The sequence below is a fragment of the Micromonospora sp. NPDC023814 genome (assembly GCF_040639595.1).
Lineage (GTDB): Bacteria > Actinomycetota > Actinomycetes > Mycobacteriales > Micromonosporaceae > Micromonospora.
In genome coordinates, this window is sequence record NZ_JBFAAF010000127.1 from 1 (window position 1) to 10,337 (window position 10,337).

General features: G+C 73.1%; 10 protein-coding genes. 4 read left to right on the forward strand and 6 right to left on the reverse strand.

The window, feature by feature from the left end; all coding sequences use genetic code 11:
* Window positions 1-109: 109 nt before the first annotated feature.
* Together dnaJ and hrcA are read right to left on the reverse strand one after the other, a co-directional pair.
* Complete coding sequence (dnaJ, locus tag AB0G14_RS33735; protein WP_350710901.1) at window positions 110-1,255, reverse strand: molecular chaperone DnaJ; 1,146 nt, start codon at window positions 1,253-1,255, stop codon at window positions 110-112.
* Window positions 1,256-1,328: 73 nt separating this feature from the next.
* Window positions 1,329-2,351 (reverse strand): heat-inducible transcriptional repressor HrcA, encoded by a 1,023-nt coding sequence (gene hrcA / locus AB0G14_RS33740; RefSeq protein WP_357704537.1) that lies wholly within the window; start codon window positions 2,349-2,351, stop codon window positions 1,329-1,331.
* A 243-nt stretch (window positions 2,352-2,594) separates the two neighbouring features.
* Between hrcA and AB0G14_RS33745 the strand changes: the two genes are divergently transcribed.
* Window positions 2,595-3,257 (forward strand): DUF4870 domain-containing protein, encoded by a 663-nt coding sequence (locus tag AB0G14_RS33745; protein ID WP_357704539.1) that lies wholly within the window; start codon window positions 2,595-2,597, stop codon window positions 3,255-3,257.
* Window positions 3,258-3,353: 96 nt separating this feature from the next.
* On the opposite strand, the gene hemW is transcribed toward AB0G14_RS33745, so the two are convergent.
* Complete coding sequence (hemW, locus tag AB0G14_RS33750; protein ID WP_357704548.1) at window positions 3,354-4,577, reverse strand: radical SAM family heme chaperone HemW; 1,224 nt, start codon at window positions 4,575-4,577, stop codon at window positions 3,354-3,356.
* 19 nt (window positions 4,578-4,596) lie between these two features.
* Between hemW and AB0G14_RS33755 the strand changes: the two genes are divergently transcribed.
* The 3 genes from AB0G14_RS33755 to AB0G14_RS33765 all read left to right on the forward strand — a co-directional run bounded on the left by AB0G14_RS33755 (window position 4,597) and on the right by AB0G14_RS33765 (window position 7,620).
* Entirely contained in the window at window positions 4,597-5,400 is an 804-nt protein-coding gene (locus AB0G14_RS33755; RefSeq protein WP_357704541.1) for an enoyl-CoA hydratase-related protein, read from the forward strand.
* Between the two features lie 232 nt (window positions 5,401-5,632).
* Entirely contained in the window at window positions 5,633-6,496 is an 864-nt protein-coding gene (locus tag AB0G14_RS33760; RefSeq protein ID WP_357704543.1) for a hypothetical protein, read from the forward strand.
* A gap of 188 nt (window positions 6,497-6,684) precedes the next feature.
* The gene (locus tag AB0G14_RS33765; protein WP_357704550.1) at window positions 6,685-7,620 is read left to right on the forward strand and encodes a phytanoyl-CoA dioxygenase family protein; all 936 of its coding nucleotides are present in this window, start codon (window positions 6,685-6,687) and stop codon (window positions 7,618-7,620) included.
* Window positions 7,621-7,745: 125 nt separating this feature from the next.
* Here AB0G14_RS33765 and AB0G14_RS33770 read toward each other — a convergent pair whose 3' ends face one another.
* From AB0G14_RS33770 to AB0G14_RS33780, 3 genes are all read right to left on the reverse strand, one after another.
* A complete protein-coding gene (locus AB0G14_RS33770) occupies window positions 7,746-8,387 on the reverse strand; it encodes an MOSC domain-containing protein (RefSeq protein ID WP_357704545.1) in 642 nt (213 codons plus the stop codon).
* Window positions 8,388-8,488: 101 nt separating this feature from the next.
* Window positions 8,489-9,319 carry a carbohydrate ABC transporter permease gene (locus AB0G14_RS33775; protein ID WP_357704552.1) on the reverse strand — a complete coding sequence of 277 codons (831 nt, stop codon included), beginning with the start codon at window positions 9,317-9,319 and terminating at the stop codon, window positions 8,489-8,491.
* A 23-nt stretch (window positions 9,320-9,342) separates the two neighbouring features.
* Entirely contained in the window at window positions 9,343-10,320 is a 978-nt protein-coding gene (locus tag AB0G14_RS33780; protein WP_357704554.1) for a sugar ABC transporter permease, read from the reverse strand.
* Window positions 10,321-10,337 lie beyond the last annotated feature (17 nt).

Here is a 10,337-nt window from a genome sequence, read left to right on the forward strand (position 1 = left end):
GCGGAGATCGAGCGGTCCATCGCGGAGATGAAGGCCCGCGAGGCCGCCATCGCCAGCGAGCAGCGACAGATCGCCGCCAAGATGCAGGGGCGGCCCGGGGGCGTGCGGGTCAGGCGTGGCCGTTGAAGGCGTCGCGCATCCGGGAGAAGAAGCCGCCCTGCTTGGTCAGCTCGGCGACCTCCTCGCCCCGGGTCTTGGCGAAGTCGCGCAGCATCCGCTCCTGGTCGGCGTCGAGCTTCGTCGGGGTGCGCACGTCGAGGTGGACGTAGAGGTCGCCCCGGCCGGTGCCGCGCAGGTGCGGCACGCCCCGGGCGCGCAGCCGCAGTGTGCTGCCCGGCTGGGTGCCGGCCTTGACGTCGACCGTCTCCTCGCTGTCCAGCGTCTTGATGGTCAGCCGGGTGCCGAGGGCGGCGGCGGTCATCGGCACGGTGACCCGGCAGTGCAGGTCGTCGCCCTTGCGGGAGTAGACGTCGTGCGGCCGCTCGTGGATCTCGACGTAGAGGTCGCCGGCGGTGCCGCCGCCCGGGCCGACCTCGCCCTGCTGGGCCAGCCGGATGCGCATGCCGTCCTCGACCCCGGCGGGGATCTTGACGGTCAGCGAGCGCCGGGTGCGGACGCGGCCGTCGCCGGCGCACGTCGGGCAGGGGTGCGGGATGGTGGTGCCGTAGCCCTGGCAGACGGTGCAGGGGCGGGCGGAGACCACCTGACCGAGGAAGGTGCGCTGCACCGACTGCACCTCGCCCCGGCCGCCGCACGCCTCGCAGGTGGCCAGGTGGGTGCCGGCCGCGGTGCCGGCGCCGGAGCAGGTGGTGCAGAGCACGGCGGTGTCGACGGTGATCGGCGCCTCGACGCCGAACGCGGTCTCGTTCAGGTCCAGCTCCAGCCGCAGGATCGCGTCGGCGCCCGGCCGGGTCCTCGGTCGCGGGCCCCGCGACCCGCCGGCCGCGCCGCCGAAGAACGCGTCCATGATGTCCTGGAAGCCGACGAACGGGCCGGCGCCGCCGGGACCGCCCGGGCCGCCCGCGCCCCCGCCGCCCGGAGCGAGCGGGTCGCCGCCCAGGTCGACGATCTGCCGTTTCCGGTCGTCCGAGAGGACCTCGTACGCGGCGTTGATGTCCTTGAACTTCTCCTGTGCCTCCGGGTCCGGATTGACGTCCGGGTGGAACTGCCGCGCCAGCTTCCGGTAGGCGCGCTTGATCTCGTCGTCGGAGGCTTCCCGGCTCACCCCGAGAATGCCGTAGTAGTCCCTGGCCACTGCGTTCCGTGTCCTCATGTTCGTCTCGCGTTGCGCCGGTCGTCGGCCGGAGCCGGCCGTCGGCCCTGACTGGTCAGTTCTGGGCCAGCAGCTCGCCCACGTAGCGTGCCACGGCCCTCACCGTGGCGATGGTGCCGGGGTAGTCCATCCGGGTCGGCCCGAGCACGCCGAGCCCGCCCACGATCGTCGCGCCCGGCCCGTAGCCGGTGCTGACCACCGAGGCGGCGCGCAGGTTGTCGATCTCGTTCTCGTCGCCGATCAGCACCCGGGTCGTGCTCGGCTCCGCCTCGCCGATGAGCTTGAGCAGCACGACCTCCTCCTCCAGCGCCTCCAGGATGGGGCGCAGCGAGCCCTGGAAGTCGAGCAGGCCGCCGCGGGTGAGGTTGGCCGTGCCGGCCAGCGCGATCCGCTCCTCGTGCCGCTCGACCAGCGTCTCCAGCAGCACGGTGGAGAGGGTGGTCATGGCCGGCCGCAGGTGCGGCACCGACTCGTCGACCAGCGCCTGCACCAGCGGCGGGGTCTCGGACAGCCGGGTGCCGACCAGCTTCTCGTTGACCAGCCGGCGCAGGTCCGTGACGTCGTCGGCGGGGATCGGCCCGGGCAGTTCGACCAGCCGCTGCTCGACCCGGCCGGTGTCGGCGATCATGACCAGCATCAGCCGGGTCGTGGAGATCGGCACCAGCTCCAGGTGGCGGACGGTGGAGCGGGCCAGGCTCGGGTACTGCACCACGGCGACCTGCCGGGTCAGCTGCGCCAGCAGCCGTACGGTGCGGTGCACCACGTCGTCGAGGTCGACCGCGCCGACCAGGAAGCGCTCGATCGCGCGGCGCTCGGCCGGGCTGAGCGGCTTGACCCTGGACAGCCGGTCCACGAAGAGCCGGTAGCCGCGGTCGGTGGGCACCCGGCCGGCGCTGGTGTGCGGCTGGCGGATGTAACCCTCCTCCTCCAGCACGGCCATGTCGTTGCGGACGGTCGCCGGGGAGACCCCGAGCTGGTGCCGCTCGACCAGCGCCTTGCTGCCGACGGGCTCCTGCGTGGCGACGTAGTCCTCGACGATCGCGCGCAGCACGGCGAGCTTGCGGTCGTCGAGACCCATCGTTCCCCACCTCCTGTCGCACGTCGGACCCCCGCGCCCCCGAGGGGCGGGGGTTGCTGGCACTCGCTACGGACGAGTGCCAGTCTACGACGGCGCGCCCGCCGACGCGATGATCAACCTGGGACGGCGATCCGACCGGCGCCACACGGCCCGTGGAGCCGGCGGCGCCAGAGCCGATCATCCGGACATCCCGGTCGGAGTCGCTCTGGTGCGGCCTTGCCCGCGGCCCCTACCGTGACGTCCATGACTGAACCACCTCGCCCTCCCGGAGCGGGGGACCCCGGCGACCGGCCGGATCCGGCCGCTCCGTCGGGGGTTCCCGGGCCGGCCGGCTCCGACGAACCCACCGCACCACTGTCCGGGGCACCGGGCCCGGGCGGCTATCCCCCGCCCGGTGGCTATCCGCCACCCACCGGTGACCAACCGCCGTCGGGCGGCTACCCTCCGCCGGGTGGCTACCCGCCGCCCGGGGGCTATCCCCCGCCGGGCGGCTACCCCCCGCCGGGGGTCGGCTATCCGACCGGCGGCGGCTACGGCGCCCCCACCGGCGGCTACGCCAACAACGAGGACAAGAACTGGGCCCTGATCGCCCACTTCGGCGGCGCGGCCGGGGTGATCGTCGGCGGCGGCCTGCTCGGCTGGGTCGCGCCGCTCATCGCGCTGATGGCCAGGGGGCAACAGTCGCCGACCGCCCGGGCGCACGCCGTCGCGGCACTGAACTTCCAGATCACCTGGGCGGTCGTGGGCGTGCTGAGCTGGGTGCTCACCCTGATCACCTGCGGCATCCTGTTCTTCGTCCCGATGCTCGTCTGGCTGGTGCCGCTGATCTTCGGGATCGTCGCCGGGGTCAAGGCCAACGAGGGCGTGCTCTACCGCTACCCGATGGCCTACAGCTTCACCAGGTGAGCCGGGCCGGCTGCTCCCCCGGCCGGACCCGGCCCCGCGCCGCCGCACGGCGGGGCCCTGCCGCCCGCGCCGCCACACGGCGGGGGCCTGCCCGCCTCAGGGCAGCAGGTCGCGGACGACCGCGTCGGCGAGCAGCCGCCCCCGCAGGGTCAGCACGGCCCGGCCCGCCGCGTGGTCGGGGCCGGCCAGCAGGCCGTCGGCGAGCGCCCGCTCGGCGCCGGCCCGGCCGGCGTCGTCGAGGGCGTCCAGCGGCAGCCCGGAGGCGAGCCGCAGCCGGAGCATGACGTCCTCCATGTGCGCCTCGTCGGCGGTGAGCACCTCCCGGGCCAGGCCGGGCGACTCGCCGCCGGCCAGCCGCTTCGCGTACGTCGTGGGATGCTTCACGTTCCACCAGCGCACGCCGCCGACGTGGCTGTGCGCCCCCGGGCCGAGGCCCCACCAGTCGGCGCCGGTCCAGTAGAGCAGGTTGTGCCGGCACCGGGCCGCGTCGCCGCGGGCCCAGTTCGACACCTCGTACCAGGAGAATCCGGCCGCGTCGAGGGCGGCCTCCGCGGCCAGGTAGCGGTCCGCGGCGACGTCGTCGGAGGGGTACGCCAGCTCGCCGCGCCGCATCCGGGCGGCGAGCCGGGTGCCGTCCTCCACGATCAGGGCGTACGCGCTGACGTGGTCCACCCCGGCGGCGACGACCTGGTCGAGGGAGGCGGCGAAGTCGTCCTCGCTCTCCCCCGGCGTGCCGTAGATGAGGTCGAGGTTGACGTGCTCGAACCCGGCGTCGCGGGCCTCCCGGGCGGCGGCGGTGGCCCGGCCGGCGCTGTGCGTGCGGTCGAGGATCGCCAGCACCCCCGGCGCGGCGGACTGCATGCCCAGCGAGATCCGGGTGTAGCCGGCCGCCCGCAGGGCCCGCAGGGACTCCGGGGTCACCGACTCCGGGTTGGCCTCGGTGGTCACCTCGGCGTCGGGCGCGAGCCCCCAGGTGCGGTCGATGCCGTCGAGGATCCGGGCCAGGTCGTCGGCGGGAAGCAGGGTCGGGGTGCCGCCACCGACGAAGACCGTGTCGACCCGGGGCGGCGGGGCGTCGCCCAGCACCCGGCCGGCGAGCGCCAGCTCGGCCAGCACGGTGTCGGCGTACCCCTCCCGGCTCGCCCCGCCGCCCAGCTCGGCGGCGGTGTACGTGTTGAAGTCGCAGTAGCCGCAGCGGCTGGCGCAGAACGGGACGTGCACGTACACGCCGAAGCCGCGCGCGCCGACCGCGCGGGTGGCGGCGGCGGGCAGCGAGCCGTCGACGGGAACGGATTCGCCTTCTGGAAGGACGCCGGGCATGGCCACTAGTGTGCCCGGCATGACCTCTCCCGACGTGCTCGTGCGGGCCGCCACGGCCCGTGGGGTGACCACCCTCACCCTGGACAGCCCGCACAACCGCAACGCGCTCTCCACGCCGCTGATGACCCAGCTGCTGGCCGGCCTGTCCGAGGCGGTCGCCGACGACGCCGTACGCGTGGTCGTGCTGGACCACACCGGGCCGGTCTTCTGCTCGGGCGCGGACCTCAAGGAGACCGCCGCCGCGTACGCCAGCGGGAGCGTGCCGGCCGGGATGCTGGGTGACGTGCTCGCGGCGGTCTGGGAGTGCCCGAAGCCGGTGGTGGCGAGGGTGGCCGGCCCGGCGCGGGCCGGCGGGCTGGGCCTGATCGCGGCGGCCGACCTGGCGGTGTGCGCGCAGGAGGCGACGTTCGCCTTCACCGAGGTGCGGATCGGGGTGATCCCGGCGGTGATCTCCGCGACCGTGCGGCCCCGGCTGCACCCCCGCGCGGCGGCCGAGCTCTACCTGACCGGGGACACCTTCGACGGCCGGCGCGCCGCGGAGATCGGCCTGGTCACCGCCGCCGTGCCGGCCGACGGGCTGGACGCCGCCGTCGCCAGCTACTGCGACTCGCTGGTCCGGGGCGCGCCAGGCGCGCTGGCCGGGGCGAAGCAACTGCTGCGCCGGCCGCCCGCGACCGACCTGCGGGAGGAGATCGCCGGGCTGTCCACCCTCTCGACCGGGTACTTCCTCTCCGAGGAGGGCCGCGAGGGCGTGCTGGCGTTCCGGGAGAAGCGGCCGGCCCGCTGGGTTCCCGCCGCCGACGGCGACGCCGTCGACCGGTAGCCGGGCAGCGACGCCGTCGACCGGGTAGCCGGTAGGGACGCCGACGCCCGCGACCGTCGGGAGAGGTGAGGCCGCGCGGGAAACGGGAACATCCGGGCCCGCCCCCGGGGCCGTTCGGCGCTCTCGGGCGGGCCCCGCCGGTCGGTGCCACGCGGCGGGCCGGCGGGAACCGGTCGGACGACCCCGGCAGGCACCACGGGGGACGTACGCTTGTCGGACTGTCGATCAGGGGGTGTGGGTGCGAACTCGGGCAGTCGTGGCCGGCGGCGTCGTCCTCGTCCTCGTCGCCGTGGTCGGAATCTGGCTCGTCATCCGGCAGGTGGGTGGGCAGCTGCGCCTGCCGCTGTCCAGCCGGACGTGCACGGTGCAGGCGGACGGCCGGGTGGCCCTGGACCCCGACCAGATGGCCAACGCGGCGACGATCGCGGCGATCGGCATCCAGCGGAAGATGCCCGAGCGGGCCGTCGTGGTGGCGCTGGCCACCGCGTACCAGGAATCCGGCCTGCGCAACCTCGCCGGGGGCGACCGCGACTCCGTGGGGCTGTTCCAGCAGCGCCCGAGCCAGGGCTGGGGCAGCCCGGAGGAGATCCGCGACCCCCGGTACGCGGCGAACCGGTTCTACGCCGCGCTGAAGAAGGTGCGCGGCTGGGAGCGGATGCGGGTCACCGACGCGGCGCAGAAGGTGCAGCGCTCCGCCTTCCCAGAGGCGTACCAGAAGTGGGCGGACGAGTCGGAGGTGCTGACGCGGGCCCTGCTCGGGCACGCCACCGGCGCGGTGGCCTGCACGGTGGGCCGCGACCCGGCGATGCGCGGGGCGGCCGCGGCGACCGCGCTGACCCGCGGGCTGTCGCTGGACTGGGGCCTGGCCGCCGCCACCACCGCAGCGGACCTGACCGGCCTCACGGTCCCCGCCGCCGACGAGCGCCGGGGCTGGCGGTACGCGCACTGGCTCGTCTCCCACGCGCACGACCACGGGGTGAAGCGGGTGCGCTTCGGCGGCCTGGAGTGGACCGCCCGCGACGGCACCTGGAACCAGGTCGGCAACGATGCGGCCACCGGCGACCGGGTGGTCGCCGAGGTCTTCGCCGAGGCGTAGCGACTCCCGTCTCCTTACCGGCAGTCACCGCACAATCCGTCATTCCAGGACAGAAGCCCCGGCGACCCCCGACAGGACAACGGATTGTAGCGGTTCAACTCCCCACGGTTCGGGCAACGGTCGCATATCACGCGGGGCAGTACCCCGCACCGCAACCAGCGCGTTACGATCGGCGGCCTGTGCCAGCAATGGTTTTCGCCCGATGGGGAGGGGACGTCGAGGTGTTCGACTACGGCGACCGGACCGGTTACGAACCGATCAGTGACACCGACCGCAAGGAGTTCCACGAGCAGGGCTTCCTCCTGCTGCGCAACGTCCTGACGGAGGACCACCGGGCGGCGCTGGAGGCGGCGGTCGACCGCGTCTACGCCGAGGAGAAGGCCAAGGGCAACACCACCAAGGACGGCACCCTGCACCTGCTGGGCTTCCTGGAGCGGGACGAGCTCTTCGGCGACCTGCTGACCCACCCGATCGCCTTCCCGTACATGTGGGGCCTCGCCGGCTGGAACATCTACACCCACCACAACCACCTGGACGTCACCCCGCCGGCGCTGGAGCCGGAGAAGCCGTACTGGGGCTGGCACCAGGACGGGTACCGGCAGAACTCCGACCCGGAGACGATGGACCCGAACCTCCCCCGGCCGATGTTCTCCCTCAAGGTGGCCTACGTGCTCTCCGACCTGTCGGAGAACGGCCGGGGCGCCACCAAGGTGATCCCGGGCAGCCACCTGTGGAACTCGCTGCCGCGCCCGGAGGACACCTCCGTGCACAACCCGGACCCGGAGGGCACGGTGGAGATCACCGCGAACCCCGGTGACGCCTTCATCTTCGACCGCCGCCAGTGGCACTCCCGGTCGACCAACCTGTCGACCATCACGCGCAAGATGCTCTTCGTCGGCTACACCTACCGGTGGATCCGCCCGCTGGACGAGCTGCACATCGACAAGGACGGCGAGTGGTGGGCCAACCGCACGCCGGTGCAGCGCCAGCTCTGCGGCGAGGGCACCCACACCGCCAACTACTGGGGCATCAACTGGGACGGCTACATCGACGACGAGATCCCGCTGCGCAAGGAGCTCAAGCAGCGCGGCCTGCTCGACCGCAACATCCCCTGGCTCCGCTGAGCCGGTAACCCGGCTCCCGCCGAGACGACACCGAACGGGCCCCTCCCCCACGGGACGGGGCCCGTTCCGCGTTCCCACGCCTCCGGCGCCCGTACCGCCGGCGAGGCGGCAGGTCAGCCGGCGGTTCAGCTGCGGCGGGCGAGGCGGCGACGCACCTTCTCCCGGATCGGCTCGGGCAGGTCCGTCGCGTCGAGCAGCCGGGGCAGCAGGTCGGGCTCCAGGTTCAACGCCCGGAACACCTCGCCGATCGTCACCCCGTGCGCGGGCCGGTCGACCACCTCGACCGGGTCACCCGCGCCGACCTCTCCCTCGCGCAGCACCCGCAGGTACGCCCCGGGCTTCGCCCGCACCGTGAACCGCTTGACCAGGTCCGGTACGCCCCAGAAGCCGGCGAAGGTGGTGCACGGCGTCCGGGGCTTGGTCACCTGGAGCAGCGCCGACCCGATCGCCCACTGCTCGCCGATCACCGCTCCGGTCACGTCGACCGCGTACGTGGTCAGGTTCTCGCCGAACCCGCCGGGACGGATGGCGCGGCCCAGCTCGGTCGCCCACCAGCCGGCGTCCTCCTCGGCGTACGCGTAGACCGCCTGGTCCGGGCCACCGTGGTGGGCGCGCTCGCCGATGAAGTCGCCGGCCACCCCGTCGGCGCGCAGCAGCACGGGGCCGTCCACCGGCCGCTTGTCGATGCCGGTACGCCCGCTCGCGTCGCCCGCCCACTCCGCCTCGGTCACGCCGCCGAGGTTCACCGATGCCAGCCTGCCCGTCATGGCGGTCAGCCTAGCCCGCCCCGCGGAAGCTCCCGGAGGGGCAATGGAAGGGTCCCTGGTCAGCGCCGTGCGTCGACCAGGGACCCTTCCTCACGCGGGCGTCAGCCCTTGACGGCGCCGGCCACCAGGCCCGAGACCATCCGCCGCTGCACCAGCAGGAAGAAGATGATCACCGGCAGGGTGAACAGCGTGGAGGCGGCCATCACGGGGCCCCACGCGGTGTCGTCGCGGCCGAAGAAGAACGTCATCGCGACCGGCAGGGTGTAGCTCTCCTGGTCGTTGATGAAGGTCAGCGCGAAGATCAGCTCGTTCCAGGCGGTGATGAACGAGAAGATGCTCGTCGCCACCAGGCCGGGGGCCACCAGCGGGAAGAGGACCTTCCGGAAGGTCTGCGCCCGGCTCGCCCCGTCGATGGCGGCGGCCTCCTCCAGCTCCTTCGGCACGGCGGCGACGAATCCCCGCAGCATCCAGACCGCGAACGGCAGCGAGAAGCCGAGGTAGGTGAGGATCAGGCTGGGCAGGGTGTTGTAGAGCCCCAGCCGCTGGATCATCAGGAACAGCGGGATGACCAGCGCCTCCAGCGGGATCATCTGCACCACCAGCAGCATGATCAGGAAGGTGGTCCGCAGCTTGAACCGGAACCGGGCCACGGCGGTGGCGGCGAGCAGCGCGACCAGGCCGCTGAGCAGCACCGTGGAGACCGCGACCAGCGCGCTGTTGAGGAAGAAGTCGGCGAAGGTCACGCCCGGGATCAGGTTGCCGGTGAGGATCTGCCGGTAGTGCTCCAGCGTCGGCTCGGACGGCACCGGCCGGGGCGTGGACGAGAAGATCTCCGAACTCGGCTTCAGCGAGGTGGCGATCATCCAGTAGACCGGGAACGCGGCGAAGAGCGCGACCAGCAGTCCCGCGCCGTTGAGGGCGATCCGCTTCACGCCTGCGCCGCCTCCGCGTCGCGTCACGCGTCCTCCTCCTGCTTGAGCACCATGCGGACGTAGAGGCCGGTCACCACCAGCAGGATCAGGGTGAGGATCACCGCGATCGCCGCGCCGAGGCCGTACTTGGGCGGGGGCGAGAACGCCTCCGCGTACGAGTAGATGGAGAGCATGAACGTCGGCCGGTCCTGCGTGCCGCCGGCCAGCACGAACTGCTGGGTGAAGACCTTGAAGTCCCAGATGGTGGAGAGCACGATCAGGATCCCGAACACCGGCCGCAGCAGCGGGAAGGTGATCTTCCAGAACACCCTCCACGGCCCGGCGCCGTCGACCCGCGCCGCCTCGTGCAGCTCGCTCGGCACGCTCTTCAGCCCGGCCAGCACGCTGACCGCGATGAACGGGAACGAGTGCCAGACCACCACCAGGGTCAGGATCGAGAAGAACAACAGGGGCGAGTTGAACCAGCCGTACCCGGTCCAGTCGCTGCGCCCGAAGAGGCTCTGCGAAAGCCCGTCGGGCAGCGCGTTGAACAGCCAGGTGACCAGGCCACTGGTGTCGTCGAAGATCCACTTCCAGACGATCGTGCCGGTCAGCGCCGGGGTGGCCCAGGCGAGCATCACGCAACTGGCGACGAAGGTGGCCATCCGCTTGCCGAGCCGGTTGAGCAGCAGCCCGACCAGGGTGCCCAGGATCATGGTGAGCACGACGTTGGCGGCGGCGAAGAGGACGGTGTTGCGCAGCACCGTCAGGAAGAACGGGTCGCCGAGGATCTCGGCGTAGTTGCCGAACCCCACCCACGGCCACTCGCGGTCACCGCGTAGCTGGCGGACGTTGTTGAGCTGGTGGAAGGACATCACGACCACCTGGCCGAGCGGCCAGAGCAGCAGCACGCCGATGATCACCAGGCAGGGCAGGAGCAGCAGGTAGGGCAGGCGGTCCACCCGGCGGCGCCGCCGCGCGGGGGGGTGCCCGGGGGCGGCCGCCCGCGGCGCCGCGGGCAGCGGGGTGACGTGGGGGT

Excerpts from the sequence above, each read along its gene's own strand:
- hrcA (WP_357704537.1), bottom strand. The coding sequence starts at position 2,351 with ATGGGTCTCGACGACCGCAAGCTCGCCGTGCTGCGCGCGATCGTCGAG.
- AB0G14_RS33745 (WP_357704539.1), top strand. The coding sequence starts at position 2,595 with ATGACTGAACCACCTCGCCCTCCCGGAGCGGGGGACCCCGGCGACCGG.
- hemW (WP_357704548.1), bottom strand. The coding sequence starts at position 4,577 with ATGCCCGGCGTCCTTCCAGAAGGCGAATCCGTTCCCGTCGACGGCTCG.
- AB0G14_RS33755 (WP_357704541.1), top strand. The coding sequence starts at position 4,597 with ATGACCTCTCCCGACGTGCTCGTGCGGGCCGCCACGGCCCGTGGGGTG.
- AB0G14_RS33765 (WP_357704550.1), top strand. The coding sequence starts at position 6,685 with ATGGTTTTCGCCCGATGGGGAGGGGACGTCGAGGTGTTCGACTACGGC.
- AB0G14_RS33770 (WP_357704545.1), bottom strand. The coding sequence starts at position 8,387 with ATGACGGGCAGGCTGGCATCGGTGAACCTCGGCGGCGTGACCGAGGCG.